The organism is Dyella monticola (genome assembly GCF_003363155.1).
GTDB lineage: Bacteria > Pseudomonadota > Gammaproteobacteria > Xanthomonadales > Rhodanobacteraceae > Dyella_B > Dyella_B monticola.
The window spans coordinates 1-22,052 of the sequence record NZ_QRBE01000012.1 but is presented as its reverse complement, the minus strand read 5'-3'; the positions used below and the strand labels follow the sequence as shown (position 1 = coordinate 22,052).

General features: G+C 61.5%; 12 protein-coding genes. 5 read left to right on the top strand and 7 right to left on the bottom strand.

Translation table 11 applies throughout. From position 1 onward, the window contains the following. The first annotated feature begins 273 nt into the window (after positions 1-273). Both DWU98_RS17030 and DWU98_RS17025 read left to right on the top strand, forming a co-directional pair. Positions 274-2,805, top strand: a complete 2,532-nt coding sequence (locus DWU98_RS17030) for a mechanosensitive ion channel family protein (protein ID WP_158545100.1) — start codon at positions 274-276, stop codon at positions 2,803-2,805. A 92-nt stretch (positions 2,806-2,897) separates the two neighbouring features. Then, a complete protein-coding gene (locus DWU98_RS17025; protein ID WP_115496771.1) occupies positions 2,898-3,758 on the top strand; it encodes an alpha/beta fold hydrolase in 861 nt (286 codons plus the stop codon). A 104-nt stretch (positions 3,759-3,862) separates the two neighbouring features. Here the strand turns inward: DWU98_RS17025 and DWU98_RS17020 are convergent, their stop codons facing one another. The 7 genes from DWU98_RS17020 to thiM all read right to left on the bottom strand — a co-directional run bounded on the left by DWU98_RS17020 (position 3,863) and on the right by thiM (position 11,339). Then, a complete protein-coding gene (locus DWU98_RS17020) occupies positions 3,863-5,506 on the bottom strand; it encodes a GMC family oxidoreductase (protein ID WP_115496770.1) in 1,644 nt (547 codons plus the stop codon). Next, positions 5,496-6,146: a gluconate 2-dehydrogenase subunit 3 family protein gene (locus DWU98_RS17015; RefSeq protein WP_230474892.1), complete on the bottom strand. Its 651-nt coding sequence runs from the start codon at positions 6,144-6,146 to the stop codon at positions 5,496-5,498. Before DWU98_RS17015 ends, DWU98_RS17020 begins: the two co-directional genes overlap by 11 nt. Next, positions 6,143-7,069: a hypothetical protein gene (locus tag DWU98_RS17010; protein ID WP_230474891.1), complete on the bottom strand. Its 927-nt coding sequence runs from the start codon at positions 7,067-7,069 to the stop codon at positions 6,143-6,145. Before DWU98_RS17010 ends, DWU98_RS17015 begins: the two co-directional genes overlap by 4 nt. A gap of 75 nt (positions 7,070-7,144) precedes the next feature. After that, positions 7,145-8,950 carry a thiamine pyrophosphate-requiring protein gene (locus DWU98_RS17005; protein ID WP_115496769.1) on the bottom strand — a complete coding sequence of 602 codons (1,806 nt, stop codon included), beginning with the start codon at positions 8,948-8,950 and terminating at the stop codon, positions 7,145-7,147. A gap of 345 nt (positions 8,951-9,295) precedes the next feature. Further along, positions 9,296-9,541, bottom strand: coding sequence for a hypothetical protein (locus DWU98_RS17000; protein WP_115496768.1), 246 nt, complete (start codon positions 9,539-9,541; stop codon positions 9,296-9,298). A gap of 347 nt (positions 9,542-9,888) precedes the next feature. Continuing rightward, positions 9,889-10,533 (bottom strand): thiamine phosphate synthase, encoded by a 645-nt coding sequence (gene thiE, locus DWU98_RS16995; protein WP_115496767.1) that lies wholly within the window; start codon positions 10,531-10,533, stop codon positions 9,889-9,891. Continuing rightward, positions 10,530-11,339 carry a hydroxyethylthiazole kinase gene (gene thiM / locus DWU98_RS16990; protein ID WP_115496766.1) on the bottom strand — a complete coding sequence of 270 codons (810 nt, stop codon included), beginning with the start codon at positions 11,337-11,339 and terminating at the stop codon, positions 10,530-10,532. Before thiM ends, thiE begins: the two co-directional genes overlap by 4 nt. Before the next feature lie 152 nt (positions 11,340-11,491). On the opposite strand from thiM, the gene DWU98_RS16985 reads away from it, so the two are divergent. The 3 genes from DWU98_RS16985 to DWU98_RS16975 form a co-directional block, all read left to right on the top strand. Continuing rightward, complete coding sequence (locus tag DWU98_RS16985) at positions 11,492-12,049, top strand: DNA-3-methyladenine glycosylase (RefSeq protein ID WP_230474907.1); 558 nt, start codon at positions 11,492-11,494, stop codon at positions 12,047-12,049. 212 nt (positions 12,050-12,261) lie between these two features. Next, positions 12,262-12,957, top strand: a complete 696-nt coding sequence (locus DWU98_RS16980; protein WP_115496765.1) for a response regulator transcription factor — start codon at positions 12,262-12,264, stop codon at positions 12,955-12,957. Positions 12,958-13,458: 501 nt separating this feature from the next. Next, a partial coding sequence (locus DWU98_RS16975) for a beta strand repeat-containing protein (RefSeq protein ID WP_115496764.1) occupies positions 13,459-22,052 on the top strand: 8,594 nt, incomplete at its 3' end.

The following is a 22,052-nucleotide window of genomic DNA, read 5'->3' as shown; positions in this document are numbered from 1 at the left end:
GCGCAATTGCCACCACAATTTGCACCGATGTCACCGGCATAAAGGCGTGAACAACTTCCTCTGCACACAACGTTTACGGACGACAGTGCACGGTTGTTAAGTACCTTTACGCGGAGATGCACTGCATTGATGGCGCTTGGAATGCGCGTGCAACGTGCGATTGAATGGATGGCGTCATCGTCGCGCACTGCTGCTGCAAACGTTGCATTGCGCTCGAAACATCGTGGTCCATCATTTTCTTCCGCAACGTCGCGTGCGTCCACGAACGTACGCATGCATCACGCGGCAGTGACTGCAACGCGCTTTATCGTAACGATGTGCCGGAACGTCGCGCTGACCTTCCTGATCAGTGCAGGCATCTTTGCTGTGGCGTCTTTTTCGGCCACCGCCGCCGAACCGGCCTCGGCATCGAGCAGCACCAACCCGGCCTGCGTGCAAAGCGGCGCGACGCAACCACCCGCCACGGCAGGCAAGGCCGCATCCTCAACCGCCAAGCTTGCGGCCACGACACCCACAGCGAAGCCCATTGTGCCGCTGCAAGCCAATGGACTGATTGCCCGCAGCTTGCGCCAGATCGGATTGTGGGCCGCCGGGCTGGGGCTTCAGGTCGATGAAGCAGGTAAATCGCTGGTTGCGTTGATCAAGCTGTTCGAACGTTCGGGCGGCCATATCGCCAATGCGTCCGATCGCCAACTGTTACTGCATGCGGCTGGTGCGCTGGCGGGTGTGTTTGCCGCGGGTCTGGTGCTGGAGTGGCTGTTGCATTTCGCGTTGAGGCGGCCGTTGTGCGCCCTGGTTGCCAAAGCCGATGCCGTGGAGGGGCGCGACCGCGCGCGTGAAGCGCGCGAACGCGCGGTGGCCGCACACCATGCGGAAGCATCGCGCGCCGCGGAGAAGAAGGGCGCGGAGCAGGCGAAAACCGAGGCCGGCGTGCAACCGCCTACGGACGATGTAGCCCTGGTACACACGAGCGAACACGGCGTGGATAAGGTGGAGCCAGTGCGCGTAGGAGTGCAGAACAGCGCGGCCGGTTCGCAGGCGGACCATGTGCGGCAGGAGAGATCATCGTCACGGGCGTCATACAAGCATGCCGACCATGCCATGCCAGCCCGCTACGTGAACGCGCTGCACCATCTGCTGTTCGCTGCCGTCGTGTTGCTGATCAACCTGTTTCCGTTGCTGGTGTTCTTCATTGTCTCCGGTCTTGTGCTGCGCGCACTGGGTGGCGACGACGATCGCATCCACGCCATTGTCAGCAGCTTCATCGATGCGTATATCAGCATGCGCATCACCATGGCCATCTTGCGATTGCTGGTGTCGCCCCAAGGGCCAGGACTGTGCGTGTTGCGCGTCAGCCATCGGACAACCAGGACCGTGCTCGGTTGGATGCGCGGCATTGTTTTCCTGGCAGCCTTCGGCATGGCTTTTGGCGATGCATTGCAGACACTCGGTGGCGGCGCCGCGAGCCGCATGGCCTTCATCAAGCTGATTTCGCTGTTTGTGCATGTCGCCGCTGTGATTCTCATCCTGCAGTTGCGCCATCCGGTGGGCCGCGCTATCGCCGCAGCGCCGGACGCGCGGGGCCTGATCGCCGGAGCGCGCAATTGGCTGGCGCGCGTATGGGCTTTGTTTGCCGCGGTCTTCGTCCTGGGCGTGTGGGTGGTATGGGCACTCGGCGTCGAAGATGGCTTTCCGAAACTCATCCATTTCATCGGGATTTCGGCCGGCATCCTGATCGTGGCGAGGGTCCTGACGATACTTGTACAAGGTGCGTTGGGGCGTCTTTTCCATCACGATGACGATGCCGGCACCAATGCCCACGATGCACGCAGCCGGCTCGCTCATCGCTATTACCCGATCATCAACGGGCTGGTGTCATTCTTCATTGCCGTATTCACCCTCATCGCACTGTGTCAGGCGTGGGGCTTGGATTCGATCGGCTGGTTTGCGCACAGCGCCGTGGGCCACAGCCTCGCTTCGGCATCACTGACCATTCTGGTTGCGACGATTATCGCCATCGTCGTGTGGGAGGCGGCCAGCTTGAGCATCGAACGGCGCATTGCGCTGTGGACCGAGCATGGCGACCTGATGCGTGCCGCACGACTGCGCACGCTGTTGCCGATGATGCGCACCAGTCTGCTTATCGTTGTGGTGCTGGTCGTCGGGCTCACGGCTCTGAACGAAATCGGCATCAACACCACGCCGCTGCTTGCCAGTGCGAGCATCGTCGGTGTGGCGCTGGGCTTTGGTTCGCAGAAGCTGGTGCAGGATTTCATTACCGGTATCTTCCTGTTGATGGAAAACGCCATGCAGGTGGGGGACTGGGTCACTGTCGCCGGCGTATCCGGCACGGTGGAATATCTCTCGGTGCGCACGGTGCGATTGCGCGGCGGAGACGGTTCGCTTTACACCGTCCCCTTCAGCTCCGTTACCACGGTGAACAACATCAACCGTGGCATCGGCAATGCGTCGATGAGCGTGAGCGTGGCCTACGGTGAGGACGTGGAACGCGCGATAGAGGAATTGAAAAAAATCGGCAGAGAGCTGCGTGCCGAACCGGCCTTCCAGAAGTCCATTCTCAAGGATCTGGAAATATGGGGCGTAGATTCGGTGGATGGCTCGAAGGTCACCATCGTCGGCCAGATGCAATGCAATGACTCGGGTCGCTGGGGAGTTCAGCGTGAACTCAATCGGCGCATCATGCAGAACTTCCGCGATATCGGCATTGAAATCGCCAACCCGCGCATCAGCTATCTGTTTATGGAGCAGGAAGCCAAACCATCCAACCAGGGTTCGGTGAAGTGAATCTGCCGTGCAATAAATGTTGCACGATCCTTTGCGGTGACATCCCCTTCATTACCGCGACGTTAGGTTTCGTTGGAAGATAGGAGACTCCCATGAGCATGCTTCAGGTAGAAACCGACAGCCTGGGCCGTCCGATCGAGCTGTTTTACGAGGATATCGGCTATGGACCGCCCATCGTGTTGTTGCATGGATGGCCTTTCGATCATGCGATGTGGGAGGAACAGGTTTACGCACTTGCCGGCAGCGGATGCCGCGTCGTCGCGTATGATCGGCGTGGTTTCGGTAAATCGTCCAAGCCTTTCGATGGCTACAACTACAATCGCCTCGTGGATGACCTGAAAGCGTTGCTCGATGCTTTGGACCTGCATGATGTGACGTTGGTGGGTTTCTCCATGGGGGCGGGTGAAGTGGTGCGCTATATGAGTCGCCACCTTGGCCAGCGAGTCGCGCGTTTGGCGTTGGTAAGTACGGTTACGCCATCGGTCACTAAAAGCAAAGACAATCCCGACGGCGCGGACGACGCCAAGTTCGATGACGTATGCACGCACATACGCGCTGATCGTTTCACGTTCATGGACCAGTTCGTTGACCGGTTGTTTGAAGGTGCGGATGTGAAGCGCCCGATGGTGGACTGGATCAAGTCATTGGCCGAGCCGGCATCGCGTATCGCCATGCTTTCGTGTGTGCGTGCCTTCGCGGAAACGGATTTCACCGGTGACATGGCCGCTGCGATCAATCTGCCATCGCTGGTGATCCATGGCACGCAGGATCGTATTGCACCGTTTGCGGCGAATGGACGGCGGACGGCGGATTTATTGCCGGGGTGTATTTTTCGGCCGTATGAGGGTGCAGCGCATGGATTGTTTGCGACGCATGCTTCGATGTTGAGCGAGGATTTGCTGGGGCTGGTGCGGTCGCCGCCGTCACAGACGTTGCCGCCGACGGTATTTTAGGTACAGCCGGTTTGTTCCCCCCTGTTTCCGCTGGGTGAGCTCGCTATGAGCGGGTAGCCGTGCGTTTCATAGCGGGTGATCTTTTACATTAATGACATGCGGCGCTACAGCTCTCCCCGCGCCGCCAATACCCCGATGCGATCCGCGGTCCGGCACGCAATCGCCTGAATCGTCAACGACGGATTCACTCCGCCTACGGTCGGAAACACCGACCCATCGCAGATCCACAAATTAGGGATATCCCAACTGCGGCCATCGGCATTCACTACGCTCGTACGCGGATCGCTGCCCATGCGTGCGCTGCCATTGAGGTGGCAGGTGTCGTCGGTTTCGCGCCAGATGTCCTTGGCGCCGCCGGCGTCGAGCGCCTTGCCCATGAAGTCGAGTGCGTGTTCGATCAGGCGGCGGTCGTTGTCGCAGTACGCATGCGTGACGCGCGCGATGGGCAGGCCGTACGCGTCTTTTTCATCGGCGAGGGTGATGCAGTTGCGTTCTTGCGGCAAGGTTTCGCCGACCATCTTCAGGCCCACCTGGTGGTTGTAGTGTTGCATCTCCTTGAGCAATGCCTCGCCCCATAGGCCACGTTTTGTTTGGGTAAGTGTCCACACCACGGGCAATGGCCCCTGGCTCATGTAGGCATAGCCGCCGAAGAAATCTTTGCCTTTGTCGGCGTAGTTCCAGTGTTCGGTGATGGCAAGCGAAGGTGGACCTTTGTAGGCGCGGATTTCTTCATCCATCAGGCCCCACACGGCTTGATTGCTTTGCACCATGAAATTCTTGCCGACGAGCCCGGAGCTGTTGGCCAGGCCCTCGGGAAAGCGACCATTGGCCGAAAGCAACAGCAGGCGAGGGGTTTCGATCGCGTAACCGGCGACGACCACGTGCTTGGCACGCTGGAATTGCCAACGTCCTTCGCGAAAATAGTCCACGCCGGTGCACAGTCCGGCCTCGTTGACGGCAACACGGCCGACCATGGCCAGGTCACGGATTTCCGCGCCCGCCTTGACGGCCCGCGGAATCCATACATTGAGCGTGCTTTGCTTGGCGTTGGTGGAGCAGCCGGAAACGCAAAAGCCGCGATACGCGCAAGGGTGCGCCAGTCCGCGTGGTGCCGAGAGCGTGGAGAGCGGGGTGGGCGACCACGCGATGCCCATCTCTTCGGCGCCGCGCGCAAGCACCATCGCGGCAGCGTTCAACTCGTGCGCGCGATAGGGGTAGCGTCCGCGTTTGGGTCCCCATGGATAGGTCACCGGTCCGGAAATCTTCAGTGCGTTTTCTACGATGCGGTAGTAACGCCACATCTCGCGCCAGTCGATCGGCCAGTCGGCGCCATAGCCCAATATCGAGCGGGACTTGAACCATTCGGGCCGAAAGCGCAACGAGACCATGGCGAAGTGCACCATGCTTCCGCCGACGGCCTTGCCGCTGTTATTGTTGCCGAGCTTGATTGGATCTTCACCGTCGCACAGGCGTTCGTCAGTCCAGAACAACTTCTTCTGATGCGATTCGTCGGATGCGAATTCCTCCAGCGGCCGCCACCACGCGCCGGCGTCGAAGGCGATAACTTTGAACCCCTTTTCGGCGAGGCGGCAGGCGAGGGTGCCGCCGCCTGCACCGGTGCCGACGATGGCGAAATCCACCGCCTCGTTTTGGGGATATTCGCGCATGGGCATCCAGCCTCCCACGCGAAGCACATCCGGTGCGCGACCGTTCTTGCCGCGCGGCTCGTGTTGCGGATCACCGGACACGGCGGTTTTCCTTTAGCGCCTGACGTTCCTTGCCTGGTTTTGCCTCCACAGCTTCCCATGGATCGCGCCGGTCATAGTACATGCGCACATAGCCGCGCGGATTGGCCGGACCGCCGAAGCCGATATCGTTCCAGGCAAGCGGATGGGAGTAATACGCACCGCAGATATCGGGCAACACGCGGTGTGTGAAAAACAGCTGCGGATCCATGCCTTGCCACGCACCACTGGCGAGTTCGCCATGTTGCATGTGCTTGAGCAGCGCGTTTTGCGCGGCAGGTTCGATGCTGGCGAAGGGAAGCTCGTGGCGGCCTTTGCTTTCTTCATCGAGCGCAGCCAGGCCGATGCGCCACGCCTCGCGTAACGGTGGAAGGCGCGCATAACGGAAGCCGTCGCCAGCGTTGGCGTGCAGGCGCATATCGATCATCCCGGCCAGGGGCACGCGCGGACGATCGATCGGTTGCGGCACGATGCATGCGCACAGCGCTTCCAGCGCGCGCCATTGCACGGCATCCAGAAAGCGCGGATCGGACGGTGTGGCGAGACGCTCCTTGATGACCTTGCGGGTGGGCTCGTCCCATGACGGTGTATCGCGTTTGCGCAAGACGTCGTAACCGGGATAGCGCGAGGTATGCATGCTCATCGTGGTTCCCTCTCCCTTAGTCGCAAGGCGGCAAGGCCGGCGAGCGCCATCGCGGCGAAACTCGGCGGCGCAGGTACCGGCGGCCCGTTGAACAGATTCTGGCTCCAGTTGCGCCATCCGCCATGGTGACGCGCTACGCCGCGCACGTGGAATGCAAGGCCCAGCCAGCCCACCAGCCACGTCATGCGCAACATCACGCGTGCAAGCCAGCGTGGCTGCGGCGAGGTCAGGGCGGCGTGCAACAGTAACGCGCTGGCCGCCGGTGGAATGCTGACCGGCGCATACATCGCCTTGTGCTGGAAGGAGCCGCGAAAATGCAGCAGCCATGCTTCGGCCGCCGTGCCCGCAAGGCCGATGCCACTCAATAAGCCCAAGGCTCTGCCCGCGGGCATGCCCAACAAGCGCGGTGCCCTGGCAGGCTGATTGCGCAGGCGTTCGGCCGCTGCCCCCAAGGCGCCGGACAACAACAGCGCGGTGGGTGCACCCATCGGAGCGGCATAGAAAAGGTTATTCCAGTTCCAGCCGCCCGGACGTTTCATGACGTTGTAAACGTGAAAGCCGGTTCCAGCCAGGCCGGTGAGGGCCGCGCCCCAGTAGATGGCGTGGCGCACCGTATGTGTCTGTGCGTGGCGATCGGCGCCGCCATGCAATCCGGCCAGTATTGAAAAGGTGGCGACCAGCGGCGGCACATACATCACCGGATTGGAAAACGAACCGCGGTAATGCTCCATCGCACTATCGGCAAGCACGGAGCCCGCGAGCAGGGCGGAGCTGCGATTGAACGCGCGCGAGGTTTCGATATGCACCTGCCGCGCCCGCTTGCACAGACGTCGCTGCTGCGGCCGCTCCATCACCGCCGCGGTAGCCGCAACGCCCGCGAGTATGCAGGCGATGCCAGCCCACCGCATGCGGTTGTTCGTCATCGGCCTGCTCCTGAAATCCATGCGTACCTCTGGCGCGGGGCAACCCTGCGCGCGGATGTGCCCACGCTGCGCGTTCTACTTGTCTTTGCTCTTTTGCCCCGGCAACACCGCGCTCAACACTTGTCGCGCGGTATCGCGCACCATGTGTCCTTGCTCGGGATCGCCGGCCATCAAGGTGGATGCAAACGCCTTGGCCTGCTGCAGCGTGATGTGCGGCGGAAGCGGCGGTATCTCCGGATCGGCTTTCACTTCGATCAATACCGGACGATCGCTGTGCAGCGCATCTTCCCAGGCGGCGCCGAGGCGTTCGGGATTGTCCACGTAGATGCCGCGCAGGCCGATCATTTCCGCAAAGCGGTGATACGGCACGGAAGGAATGTCCTGCGATGCCTCGAACTTGGGATCGCCTTCCATCACGCGCTGTTCCCAGGTGACCTGGTTGAGGTCGGCATTGTTCAGCACCATGCAGATCCAGCATGGATTGACCCATTCCTTCCAGTACTTGGCCACGGTGATCAGTTCGGCCATGTTGTTCATCTGCATGGCGCCATCGCCGACCAGTGCGATCACCGGCCGTTGTGGATAAGCGAATTTCGCCGCGATCGCATAAGGCACGGCAGCGCCCATCGAAGCGAGTCCACCGGAAAGCGAACACAGCATGCCGCGTTGCACTTTCAGATCGCGCGCGTACCAATTGGCAACCGAGCCCGAGTCACTGGTGACGATGGCGTTGGCGGGAATGCGCGACGACAGTTCCCATACGGTGCGCTGGGGATTGACGCCGTTGTCAGCCTTGGCCAGCGCGCGCGCTTCGAGTTTCTTCCACCAGTCCTTCATCCACCCTTCGATGTCCTCACGCCAGGAATGATCCTCCTTGCTCTCCAGCAGCGGCAGCAGCGCGCGTAACGTTTCCGCGCTATCGCCGACGAGATTCACTTCCATGGGATAACGCAGGCTCAACATGTCGGCCTTGATGTCGATCTGCACGCCGCGCGCGTGGCCTTCTTTAGGCAGGAATTCGGAATAGGGGAAGCCCGAACCGATCATCAGCAACGTGTCGCATTCGGTCATCAGTTTCCAGCTTGGCTCCGTGCCGAGCAGGCCGATGGAGCCGGTGACCCAGGGCAAGTCGTCGGGCAAAACCGCTTTGCCTAGCAGTGCCTTGGCGGCTCCCGCGCCGAGTTTGTCGGCGATCGCGATCACTTCGTCGGTCGCGTGCATGGCGCCGGCACCCACCAGGAGGGCAACTTTCTTGCCCGCATTAAGCACCTCGGCCGCGCGCCGCAGATCATCGTCGTACGGCACGACTTTCGGCTTTCGATAACCGACGCCCGAATGCACCGTGCCGTGTTTGCGCGCAGGCGGCTCATAGGGAAGATCCTGCAAGTCATTGGGCAGGACCATCACAGTGACGGCATGTTCACCCACCGCGATACGCACGGCGCGGTCGACGATGTGACGCACTTGCGCCGGCACGATAGCCTGTTGAACGAATGACGCGGCGACATCCTTGAACATCGACACCAAATCCACCTCTTGCTGATAGTGGCCGCCCAATGCAGCGCGCGCCTGCTGACCGGTAATGCCGAGCACCGGCATGTGATCCAGTCGTGCGTCGTAAAGACCGGTGATCAAATGCGCCGCGCCAGGGCCTGAGGTAGCGATGCACACGCCCAGCTCGCCGGTGAACTTGGCATGTGCCGATGCCATGAAAGCGGCCATCTCTTCATGGCGCACCTGGATGAACTGGATCTTTCCCTTCGCGCGGTTCAACGCGCCGAGCACGCCGTTGATGCCGTCGCCGGGATAACCATAAATACGGCGAATACCCCATTCGTGCAGTCGTTCGACGATGAAATCTCCGACGGTTGGCTTGCTCATGCACGTGGACTCCGATGAGTGCTGCTTGCACAGCGGGTGTGACTGATGAGATTTACTCAAAGGAACCTAGGAAGAACGGCGTGCAGGGGCTGTGCAGCTTTTGTGGCGGGTGCATGATTGGCAACGAAGCTCGTCAGCTAGCGTTTGCTGTTGTCGGAAAATCAGGCCGACGATGTAACGAGCAAAGCATTGTCCGGCCATCCACGCGCCATGACGGAGCCGCCCGGTATGCATAATTTGAGACCCGTGAAAAACAACGAAACGACCAGCAGGCCTTCGCTGATGATCATCAGCTCATCAACATGCCGCACCAGCCAGTGGATTCACTCCTATGGCCGCTAGGGTTCAGTGATGGCGCTTGTTGATGTCGTTGCGCTCATGGCTCGCTTCGGAAGGCGGCGCATGTTGCGTATCACGTGGCACCGTTTCGTCTGCAGGTGGTGCGTTGGCGTGCTGCGGTTGTGCTTGTTCGCGCGCGCCAGGCCACGATGGTGTCTGCCTGCTTTGTTCCTGCTTGGCATGGGCCAATTCGTGCAACTTCTCGGCGGGCGTGGCGTGGTGATGGTGTGATTTTTTCTTGTGCGTGGTCATCTCTGCGCTCCTGCGTTGCCTATACGCTAGGCTCCCCTACGACATGTTGCGCACGCGTCAAGTTTGTCTGTGCATCGCGGTGCCGAAACATCGACATGCCGATGAGGCGCAGGCAAGCACGCTATGTTCCTGCAATGCATTCGGTGAGCCGCATGACGACCATGCCGCCGTTTTCGGAATCGCAGAAATAGAAACGGGCTGCCTTGACGGCAGCCCGGTCGGGCATCGGTCATCCATGTTGAGGAGGGGCCCCCCCTCGGCGCCTGACTTCCCGGCGCGCCATTTATCGCATATCGGAGGCTTTACTGTCAGGTACAGGAGCCAAAATTGGCTCTTTCACGACAATTTCACCGTTTGCCGCGCGCGTCTTGAATACAGGCCCACAGCTCGGCCGAGGCCGCGCCCGGGTCGTCCGTTCCGCAGATGGCCGATACCACCGCCACGCCTTGCGCCCCTGCTGCAAGCACATGTTCGATGTGCTCCGCCTTCAGGCCGCCGATGGCGACCGCCGGCAAGGGGCAGAGGCTGACGATACGCGCGAGCCCGTCCAGGCCGATCGGCTTGGCGTGATCGGGCTTGGTCGACGTCGCGAAGACCGGCCCCACACCCACGTAGTCGATCAGCGAGGGATCGATCATGCGCGCCGCATGGTCGGAGTTCACCGACAAGCCCAGGATCATGTGCGGGCCGATGCGCGCGCGCGCCAAAGTGGGCTCGGTATCGCGCTGCCCGATATGGACCGCGTCCACGCCCGCTTCGATGGCGGCATCGATGTCGTCGTTCATGACGATCAATGCGTGCGTGCCGCGCAAGGCGTCCTTTACCTCACGCGCAAGCGCAATGCGTTCGCGGGTCGAGGCGTGCTTGTGACGCACTTGCACGACGGTGACGCCACCGGCGACGGCTTCGCGCGCGGTTTCCACCAAAGAATGTCGCCGGCATAGATCGGGATCGAGCACCAGATACAGGGAAAGATCGAACGGTGACCTCATGCGTGCGTGACCTGCGCGTGTGCTTTAAGCGCGGTGCCATCCAGGGCGGCGAGCGCATCGATGAATTGCCACGCAAACGAACCGGGGCCCTGTGCGGTCTGCGCTGCCTGCGATCCGGCCACACCGAAACATGCCAGCGCGCAAACCGTTGCCATCAGCGGCGCTGCCGGCGCTACGGCAACGCATGCGCCCACCAGGCCGGTAAGCGCGCAACCCATGGCGGTGATCTTGGGCATAAGCGCGGAGCCACCCGCGATGCGTACGCTGTCGCGTCCATCGGTGACGAAATCGACGGCGCCGGTGACGGCAACCACCGCGTGCGCGCGCCGCGCCAGCACCATGGCCGAGACTTCGGCACGTTCGACACTGTCGCCGCTATCCACACCGCGCCCGGAACTTGCATCACCGGCAAGTGCCATGATTTCCGATGCGTTGCCACGAATCACCGTGGGGCGCAGCACAAGCAGTGCTTCCGTGGCCTTGCGTCGAAACGCCGTGGCGAAATGGGCGACTGGGTCAAGCACCCACGGCTTGCCGCTTTCGTGCGCGGCTTTTGCGGCCTCGCACATGCCTTCCAGCCAAAGCGTGGAAAGCGTGCCGATGTTGATCGTGACTGCACCGGAAAGCCTGGCAAATTCACCGGCCTCTGCCGGCGCATGCACCATCGCCGGCGATGCGCCTGCTGCCAGCAGCACGTTGGCGGCGAGATTCATCGCAACGTAGTTGGTGATGCATTGCACGAGCGGCGATTGGCGACGTACCTCATCCAGAAGATCGCCGCACGAAGAGAGCAATGGTGTGGTCATGATGGCGTTTATCCGGGCAAGACGCGAGATGGTACCTCGATATGCCCGATTTCGCCGCGTTACAGGCGGTCCTCTGCTCGGCAAACGGGCCGCTTGGCATGCTTTACCATGCCGTCATGGCTACACCCCGGAAACAAGCATTACCGCGTCCGATCGATCGTTCGTTTTATGCTCGCGATCCGCTGCGGGTGGCGCCTCAGCTGTTGAACAAGGTGTTGATGTGCCGCGACGGGCGCGCAGGGCGCATCGTGGAAGTGGAGGCCTATCGCGGGGCGGATGATCCTGCCGCGCATTCCTACCGCGGTAAAACGGCGCGCACCGAAGTGATGTTCGGGCCTCCGGGTCACATGTATGTGTACTTCACCTATGGCATGCACTGGTGCTGCAATGCCGTGTGCGGGCCCGGCAATGCCGTGCTCATTCGTGCGCTGCAACCGATTGCCGGTCTGGAACGGATGTACGCCGCGCGGCCCCTGGCCAAGAACGATCGACAACTTTGTAATGGCCCTGCATGCCTTACGCAAGCGATGAGCATCACCAAACTGCAGAATGGCATCGATCTCACGCAAGGCGAAAGCTACACCATCGTCGACGACGGTACGCCACCACCAAGACGGCCGGTGCGAACCACGCGCATCGGCCTCACCAAGGCGGTGGATTATCCATGGCGCTGGTATGTTGCCGAAAACGCGTATGTGTCGAAGAAATAACCACCGACGCAGCATGTTAACGTGTGCATACGCTGGCGTATCGCAGATCGGCAATGATCATCCCGTCGACTAGAAGGCACGTTCCGCCAAGTTGCACATGGACTTTTACAAGTTCCCGGTCGTAACCTCCCGCGAATATGCGGTCTGGGACAGCCGACGCGGCGGGGCCGCCAAAACCAGCCCTGGAGACGAGTCAGGAGCGGGGATAAGGCATGGTTGAGGGTGTGAAGGGCAACGTGCTCATCGTGGAAGACGATGCACAGTTGCGAGATGAGGTTCTGGTGCCCGGGTTGAAGGCATGCGGTTTCAATGCATGGGGCGTTGGCAGCGCAACAGAACTTTACCGTTCCATCGTGGTGGAGCGTTTTCGCCTGGTGGTGTTGGATATCACGCTGCCGGACGAAGACGGCTTCGAGCTCGTGGGCCATCTCCGTGCGCTGTCGGATATCGGCATCGTGGTGCTGTCGGAAATCGATTCCACCGCGCACCGTGTGCGTGGATTGATCGAAGGGGCCGACGTCTACCTCACCAAACCGGTCGACGTGGACGTGCTGGCCGCTTCCCTGCATAGCTTGAGCCGCCGCGTTGGCAATGCCGCAGCCATGGAGTTGGCATCCACCGGTTGGCGCCTGGAGGCGAGCGGGTGGCGGCTGGTCGCGCCCGGCGGCGTAGCCATTGCACTGTCGCTGCCTGAGCGATTGCTGCTCAACCGGCTGACCGCATCGATGCCCGAGCCCACCACACGCAGTGTGCTGCTGGAGGAGCTTTCCACCGTAGTGCCAGGCTTTGATCCGGCGCGGCTTGAAATGCTGATCCACCGTTTGCGGCAGAAGGTCGCAAGGAAGGCAAAAGCGACATTGCCGCTGATTGCCGTGCGAGGGGTCGGTTATACCTTGGCCCTCGACTGACGGGGACAAGATCGCGCACGCCTTCACATCTGCAAGGAAGTGCAAGTATCGGCATGTGTTGGAGATTGTGGGGTACGCGCCGAAAACTTAAAGTTCGCGTGCCGCGAGACGGCGCGTACGCCACGGAAGGCGGGAGTGCAATGGTTGCACTTTGTGATCGTGAAAGTTGGGTACGGCGTCTCGTTTTGGCTGCAGTCTTCATTGAATTCAGAGGGAACAGGGGGCGATCCCGTCACGTTTGCCGATGCGCGGTTAGGCCGCAAACGTTGAGGGGGGCAGGGCGCGTCAAGTATTCGGCGCCCGTCGATAGACACGCGTAGGTATCACTGGCCAGGCAGCCAGCGTCTTGTTGCGGTCGTTTCCGCGACGTGGACGCGGTTTGGGCCGGTAGAGCCGTGTGCGTGGCATTCGATGTCCGCGTGGGCAAGCTGCACGGTCCGCGTCACGGAAGAGGGGCTGTCACTCCTACAACTTGACATGGGTGTCATACCAATGAGCTCTATGCGTCGCTCGTACCGCAGCCGCCCCGATGGGCGTGACGTCGTCGTGTGTGTCGATTCGCGCAAGCACGCACTGGGAAGGCGCTTTGCCGTGTTGTCGATGCTGGCCACGGCGCTTGGGATGACCAGCCTCGCCTATGCGAGCGGAGGTCCCGTCGGCGGCCAGATCGTTGCAGGCTCAGGACAGATCCAGCAGAACGGCACGACGACCACGATCCGCCAGACCAGCCCGACGCTGTCGCTGAACTGGCAAAGCTTCAACATCGCGCCGAACCAGACGGTCGACTTCGTGCAGCCGGGCAGCGATGCCATCGCGGTCAACCGTATTTTCAGCAGCACACCCAGCGCGATCTACGGACACCTCAATGCCAACGGGCAAGTGTGGCTGATCAATCCCAATGGCATTTTGTTCGGGCCCGATGCGCAAGTAAATGTCGGCGGCCTGGTCGCCTCGACGCTGGATCTTCAGGACGATACGCTCGACTCCAGCAATCGGCTTTTCAGTGGTTCAGGCAAAGGCGGCATCGTCAATCGCGGCAGGTTGACGGCGGCCAACGGCGGCTACATCGCATTGCTTGGCAACCGGGTTTCCAACCAGGGCACGATCACGGCGCAGTTGGGCACGGTGGCGCTTGCTGGCGGCAGCGCCGTCACGCTCACCTTTGCGGGCAATCAGCTCGTGCATCTGCAGGTAGATCAGAGCACGCTTGATAACCTCGCGGAAAATCGCCAGTTGATCGTCGCCGACGGCGGTCGCGTCATCATGACCGCCGGCGCGAAGGACGCCTTGCTCGCCAGCGTGGTGAACAACACCGGCGTGGTGCAGGCGCAGACGGTGCAGAACCACAACGGCACGATCACCCTGGTCGGCGGCATGGACGCGGGCCAGGTGAATGTGGGCGGTACGCTCGATGCCAGCGCGCCGAACGGTGGCAACGGTGGTTCCATTGAAACCTCCGCGGCGAATTTCAATCTGGCGAGCGGCGCGCACATCACTGCCGCAGCGCCACGCGGACAGGCGGGTACCTGGCTGGTCGATCCGACCGACCTGAGCATCGACAGCACCGCTGCCGCCACTATTTCCAGCACGCTCAATGGCGGTACCAATGTCACCGAGCAGACCACTTCCAGCGGTGCGTCCGGCGCGGGCGTACAGGCTTCGGGTTCCAGCGATCCGGGCAACATCAACGTCAACAGCGCCATCAGCTGGAATAACGCGGCCGCCACGCTGACCTTGCAGGCTTACAACGGCATCAACGTCAACGCGGTCATCAGCGGTGGCAATGAGGGCAAGGTGGTGATGCAGGCCACCGGCACCAGCGGTGGCGGTATCACCATCGCCTCGGGCGCCTCGATCCAGGGTGGCGGTGGCGTCACGCTGGTGACGGCCACCAACTTCGTCAACGACGCCGGCGGCACCGCGGTGAGTACCGGTACGTCCGCGCCGTGGTTGATCTATTCGACCAATCCCGCGTCCGATACCACCGGCGGCCTTACGCCGAATTTCATCCAGTACAACGCGACGTCGTCGACCACGCCGGTGACGACGGGCAACGGTCTGCTTTATAGCGTGGCGCCCACGCTGACGGTTTCGGGCGTTGCCGGCAGCGTGTCCAAAACCTATGACGGCTCGACCAGTGCGCCGCTGACAACCGCCAATCTCACGACGAGTGGATTGATCAACGGCGACAAGATTGCCTCGGCCACCGGCACGTATGCAACATCCAATGCCGGGTCGAACATCGCCATCACCACGCCGTCGGCGATCTCCGGTTTCGATATCACCAATGCGGCCGGCATTACGATTTATGGCTATGGTTTATCCGGCTTGGCGACGGCGAACATCGGCACGATCCTCCAGGCGCAGCTGACGGCCAGCATCATCGGCGACCCGACCAAGGTGTACGACGGGACGACGACCGCCACGCTGAGTTCTTCGAACTATCAGCTCACCGGTTTTGTGGCGGGACAGGGCGCGACGGTGAACCAGCCCAGCTCCGTGGCCTATGCCGGTGCAGATGCGGGCAGCCAGCAGGTCAGCGCGGCCTTCGCCATCACCAACTTTGTCGCCAACAGCGGTACCAATCTTTCCAATTACATCTTGCCGACATCGGCCACGGGCGCGGGCACGATCACGCCGGCACCGGTGTTGCTCAGCGGTTTGCTGGCGAACAGCAAGGTCTATGACGGCACCACGACGGATACGCTCAATCTCAGCAACGCCAGCATATACGGTGTGATCTCGCAGGATTCGGGCAACGTTTCGCTGGTGAGCACGGGCGGCACCGGTACGTTCGCCAGTGCCAATGCCGGCAACAATATTGGGGTCACGATCAGTGGCTTTACGCTCGGCGGCTCGAAGGCCGGCGATTATCAGTTGATCGCGCCCACCAATCTCACCGCGGACATCACGGCCAAAGCGCTCACGCTGACCGGCGTCACGGCGAACAACAAGGTGTACGACGGCACCACCGCCGATACCTTGAACACCGGCGGCGTCACGCTCAACGGCGTAGTGGGCAGCGATGATGTTTCGTTAACCGGCACGGCTGCCGGCACGTTCAGCCAATCGGACGTTGGCAGTAATCTGGCGGTGTCGGCAAGCGGCTTGAGCCTTACCGGTTCGGCGGCCGGCAATTACACCTTGGTGGAACCGACGGGACTGACGGCCAACATCACGCCGGCGCTGCTGACGGTTGCGTTCTCCGGCAGCCCCACCAAGATCTATGACGGCACCGATGCGGCAACGTTGACCAGCGGTGATTTCACCATTACCGGCTTCGTGAACGGCCAGAGTGCGGTGGTGTCGCAAAGTCCGGCGATTTACGCATCATCCAACGCCGGCTCCAACATTAGCGTGACAGCTACCTTGCAGCCGTCGGATTTTACGCCCGGCTCGGGTACGTCGCTTTCGAACTACACCTTCATCAACACGGTCACCGGCTTGGGCACGATCGATCCGGCGCCGCTGGTGGTGTCGATCGTCAACAATCCGACCAAGGTGTACGACGCCACGACGGCGGCCACGCTTGGCTCCAGCAATTTCACCTTATCCGGCCTGATCGGCGGCGACAGCATTACGCTGAATGCACCGACCGGTGGTCTATATGCATCGGCCAATGCCGGCATCGAAGGCGTCAGCGCAACGCTTACCGGCGCCAACTATACGGCCGGATCCGGCACCTTGCTGTCGAACTATGTATTGCCGACCATCGCCAACGGCTTCGGCACCATTACCCCTGCGCCGGTCGGGGTAAGCATCAATGCCAGCCTCAATCAGCCGGTGAGCAAGGTGTATGACGGCACCAACACGTATCTGCTCAACGCCGAAAGTGGTGGCACCTATACGCAAGACTTCACGCTGACCGGCTTTCAGAATGGCGACAGCGCATCCGTCAATGCCAACATCACCGGCTTTTTCGCGAGCAAGAATGTCGGCAACAACCAGCCGTTCCAGGTCACGCTGAATGCTTCAGATTTCACCTTTGCCTGTGGCAGCGGCAGCAGCTGTGCCGGCAACTACAGCTTTCCGACGTACGTGTTCACCACGGGCGACATTACGCCGGCGCCGCTGACGGTCAGCCTGATCGGCAATCTCAACAAGGTGTATGACGGCAGTGCAATCGCGCAGCTGGGCTCATCCAATTTTCAGATCAACGGTTTTGTCAGTGGCGAAGGCGCGACGATCACGCCCACCGCCTCGTTCAACTACGCCACGGCCAATGCCGGCAACAACATCAGCATCAACGGCACGCTCACTGCCAACAATTATGCGGCCGACAGCGGCACGCTGCTGTCCAACTACACGTTGCAGACGGCGGTTTCCGGCCTGGGCAATATTTCCCAGGCACCGCTCTACATCACCGGCGTCTATGCCACCAACAAGGTCTATGACACCACCACCAATGACACGCTGAATATCGGCGCGGCGGGATTGGCCGGCCTGGTCGCTACGGACGCGGGCAACGTTACGCTCAACACGTCTACGTCCGGCACGTTTGCGCAAGTGAACGTCGGTAATGGTATCGCGGTGACGGCCAATGGCTTCACCCTTTCCGGAAGCGCCGCTTCCAACTACGCGCTGCAACCCATCTCTGGTCTGACCGCGAATATTACGCCGGCAACGCTCACCATCAGCGGGGTCACGGCTGCGAACAAGGTCTACGACGGCACCAACAGCGATACCCTCGACGTTGGCGGCGGCCTCACGCTCAATGGCGTGTTGGGCAGCGATAACGTCGGGCTGTCCACCACAGGTGCACACGGTACCTTCATCACGACCAACGTGGGTGACAACCTGGCCGTCGCTGCCAGCGGTTTTACGTTGAGTGGCGCGCAGGCCGGCAACTACACGTTGACGCAACCGGGTGGCCTCTCGGCAGACATCACGCCGGCACAACTGACGGCGGTGATCACCGGCAGTCCCACCAAGGTCTACGACGGCACCGATTCGGCCACGCTTACCGCGTCGGACTACACCTTGACTGGTTTTGTGAGCGGGCAGGGGGCCAGCATTCCGCAGTCCGCCACAGCCAGCTACACCACGACCAATGCAGGCACGGGCCTGGGCGTGCAATCCACGCTGGTGGTGTCGGATTTCGTGGCCAACAGCGGCACGCTGCTTTCCAATTACATTCTGCCCGCCAGCGCTGCGGGCAATAACGGCGTGATCACGCCCTACGTGCTCAACCTCAGTGGCACGCGCATCTACGATGCCAGCACGGATGCGATGGGCGGTTTGTTCGGCACGATCACCGGTCTCAACGGCGATACGTTTAGCTTGAGTGGCCAAGGCTCGGTGTCCAGCAAGAACGTAGGCACCTACAGCGGCACCGGCTCAAGCACGGGCTCGCAGCCGTTCAATCTCGATTCGCTGGCTCTGGTTGCCGCCGGCAAGACCGGCTCGGGTCCGGATCTGGCCAGCAACTACACGCTGATCGGTGGCGCCGATACGTTGGTAATCACGCCGGCCGTACTGACCATCACTGGCACCACGGTGAACACCAAGACCTATGATGGCACCACGAGTGCGACCTTGGGCGGCACGCAAGCGCTGCAAGGCGTGTTGAGCGGCGATAACGTCACCGTTGCCACCGACGTCGGCAATTTTGCCTCGCCGAATGCGGGCGCGAATATCGCCGTCGCCTCCAACATCACGCTGGGTGGTACCGATGGTGGCAACTATGTGCTTACGCAGCCCACCGGGCTTACCGGCACCATCACCCAGGCGGTGATCACGCTCGCCGGCACGCGTCAGTACAACGCCAGCACCGCTGCCGACGCCAATGCGTTCGGCAGCAGCGGCGTGATCAATACCGGCGTGGATGGTGAAACACTCACCGTGACCGGTGTCGGTTCCGTGTCGAGCGCGAATGTAAATACCTACGCGCAAACAGGCGGAACATTCAACCTTGGCACGCTGGCGTTGGCCAATGGCACGGGCCAGGCCAGCAACTTCACCCTGGGCAGCAGCAACACCTTTGCCATCACGCCCTACGTGCTCAACCTCACCGGCACGCGTACGTACGACACGACCACCACAGTCGATTCAACGGTATTCGGAAGCAGTGGCACGCTCACTGGCGTGAATGGCGAAACGCTTACCCTGAGCGGCTCCGGTACGGTATCGAACAAGCAGGTCGGCACCTATACAGGTACCGGTTCGGCCACTGGTTCGCAGGGATTCAATCTCAGCACGCTGACGTTGACCAGCGGTACCGGCCAGGCGACCAACTACACGTTGATCGGCGGCAGTGACACACTGACGATCACCAAGGCCCCGTTGACCATCACGGGTACGACGGTGGACACCAAGACATACGACGGCACCACCAACGCGACCTTGGGCGGTACTCAACAACTGCAAGGCGTGCTGGGTAGCGACAACGTTACGATTGCCACCGATGTCGGCAGTTTTGCTTCGCCGAATGCGGGCACGAACATTTCCGTCACGTCCGCCATTACGCTCAGCGGCTCCGATGCGGGCAACTATGCGCTCACGCAGCCTACCGGCCTCACCGGTACCATCGAGCAGGCGCTGATCAACCTTGCCGGTACGCGCCAGTACGATGCCGGCACCGATGCCAATGCCAGTGCGTTTGGCGTCAATGGCGTGATCAGCACTGGCGTGAATGGCCAAACACTCACCGTAACCGGTGCAGGTTCGGTGTCGAGCGCGAATGTGAATGGCTACACGCAGGTTGGCGGAACGTTCAACCTTGGCACGCTTGCGCTGAGCAATGGCACCGGCTCGGCCAGCAATTACGCGCTGGGCACCAGCAACACCTTTGCCATCACGCCCTACGTGCTCAATCTCAGCGGCACGCGCGTGTACGACGGCGTCACCGATGCCAACGCAAGCCTGTTCGGCGGCGGCGTGCTGACCGGCGTCGCCGGTGAAACGGTGAACGTCAGCGGTTCGGGCGTGCTCAGCAGCAAGAACGTCGGTACGCAATCGTTCGCCAACCTGGGCACGCTGTCGCTGACCAGCGGCACGGGTCAGGCCACCAACTACACCCTGGTCGGCGGCACGGATCAGGTGACGGTCACGCCCTATGTGATCAACCTCAGTGGTTCGCGCGCTTACAACGGCACCAATTCGGCCAATGCAGCCCTGTTCGGCAGCAGCGGTGTGCTTACGGGCGTGAACGGCGAAACGCTCACGCTGAGTGGTTCGGGTGCCGTGACGGGCACGAATGTAGGTAGCTATACGGGTGCGAACTTCAGCCTCAATACGCTGGCGTTGGGCAATGACACGGGCTCGGCGAGCAACTACACACTGATCGGTGGCGTCGATGCGCTGACGATCAACCCGGCCGTGATCAACCTCGCCGGCACGCGCCAATACGATGCCAACATCGATGCCAATGCCAGCGCGTTCGGCGTTGGTGGCGTGATCAGCACTGGCGTGAATGGCGAGACACTCACCGTGACCGGTGTGGGTTCGGTGTCGAGCCAGAATGTGAATGGCTACACACAGGTTGGCGGAACGTTCAACCTCGGCACGCTCGCGCTGAGCAATGGCACCGGCTCGGCCAGCAATTACACGCTGGGCACCAGCAACACCTTTGCCATCACACCCTACGTGCTCAATCTCAGCGGCACGCGCATGTACGACGGCCTCACCGATGCCAATGCAAGCCTGTTCGCCGGCGGTGTGCTGACCGGCGTCAACGGTGAAACGGTGAATGTCAGCGGTTCGGGCGTGCTCAGCAGCAAGAACGTCGGTACGCAATCGTTCGCCAACCTGGGCACGCTGGCGTTGACCAGTGACACGGGTCTGGCGACCAACTACACGCTGGTCGGCGGCACGGATCAGGTGACGGTCACACCCTATGTGATCAACCTCAGTGCTTCGCGCGCCTACGACAGCACCGCGGCTGCCAATGCAGCCCTGTTTGGCACCAGTGGCGTGCTTACCGGCGTGAACGGCGAAACGCTCGGGCTAAATGGTTCGGGCACGGTGACGGGTGCGAACGTAGGTAGCTATACGGGCGCGAACTTCAGCCTCAATACGCTGACGTTGAGCAGTGGCACGGGTTCGGCGAGCAACTACACACTGATCGGCGGCGCCGATGCGCTGACGATCAACCCGGCCGTGGTCAACCTCAGTGGCGCGCGCGTGTACGACGCCAATACCGATGCCAATGCCAGCATCTTCGGCAGCAATGGCGTGATCAATACCGGCGTGAATGGCCAAACGCTGACATTGACGGGTCTGGGTGCGGTTTCGAATAAGGATGTGGGTGGCTACACGGGCGCTGACTTCAACCTCGGCACCCTGGGGCTCAGCGACGGCACGGGCTCGGCGAGCAACTACACCTTGGTGGGCGGTACCGACAATGTGTCGATCACGCCGGCCACGCTCACCGTGGTAGGAACCCTCGTCGGTACCCGGGTCTACAACGGCACCACCTCGGCATCGCTCAGCGGTGCCACCCTCAGCGGCATCTTTACCGGCGACAGCGTTACGCTGGGTAACGACAGCATCGGCACCTTTGCGTCGGGGAATGCGGGTGGCAACATTCCCGTCAGCACCGGCATGACCATCGGTGGCGGCGATGCCGGCAACTACGTGCTGCAGCAGCCAGGAGGGCTCACCGGCACCATCACGCCGTACGTACTCGATCTGAGTGGCACGCGCGTCTACGATGCCAACACCGATGCCAATGCGACGCTATTCGGCAGCAATGGCGTGCTCACCGGTATCAACGGTGACACGCTGACGCTGAGCGGTTCGGGCTTCGTGTCCAGCAAGAACGTGGGCAGTTACACGGGCGCGGATTTCAATCTCAACAATCTGGCGCTGACCGGCAACGGTTCGGCGCTGGCCGGCAATTACACGCTGGCCGGCGGCACCGACACGCTGGGTATCACGCCAGCTACGCTCACCGTGACGGGCACCCTCGTCAACACCAAGACCTACGATGGCGGCACAGCGGCGACGCTGACGGGCGCCACACTCAACGGCGTGTTTGGCGGCGACGATGTCACGCTGACCAATGACACCGCCGGTACCTTCGCGTCGCCGAATGCGGGCAGCAACATTGCTGTCAGCAACAACATCGGCATCACCGGTGGCGATGCGGGCAACTA

Bases quoted from the DNA above. Each gene is read 5' to 3' on its own strand.
- DWU98_RS17010 (WP_230474891.1), bottom strand. From the start codon at position 7,069: ATGACGAACAACCGCATGCGGTGGGCTGGCATCGCCTGCATACTCGCG.
- DWU98_RS17025 (WP_115496771.1), top strand. From the start codon at position 2,898: ATGAGCATGCTTCAGGTAGAAACCGACAGCCTGGGCCGTCCGATCGAG.
- DWU98_RS16980 (WP_115496765.1), top strand. From the start codon at position 12,262: ATGGTTGAGGGTGTGAAGGGCAACGTGCTCATCGTGGAAGACGATGCA.
- DWU98_RS17030 (WP_158545100.1), top strand. From the start codon at position 274: ATGCATCACGCGGCAGTGACTGCAACGCGCTTTATCGTAACGATGTGC.
- thiM (WP_115496766.1), bottom strand. From the start codon at position 11,339: ATGACCACACCATTGCTCTCTTCGTGCGGCGATCTTCTGGATGAGGTA.
- thiE (WP_115496767.1), bottom strand. From the start codon at position 10,533: ATGAGGTCACCGTTCGATCTTTCCCTGTATCTGGTGCTCGATCCCGAT.
- DWU98_RS17005 (WP_115496769.1), bottom strand. From the start codon at position 8,950: ATGAGCAAGCCAACCGTCGGAGATTTCATCGTCGAACGACTGCACGAA.
- DWU98_RS17015 (WP_230474892.1), bottom strand. From the start codon at position 6,146: ATGAGCATGCATACCTCGCGCTATCCCGGTTACGACGTCTTGCGCAAA.
- DWU98_RS17000 (WP_115496768.1), bottom strand. From the start codon at position 9,541: ATGACCACGCACAAGAAAAAATCACACCATCACCACGCCACGCCCGCC.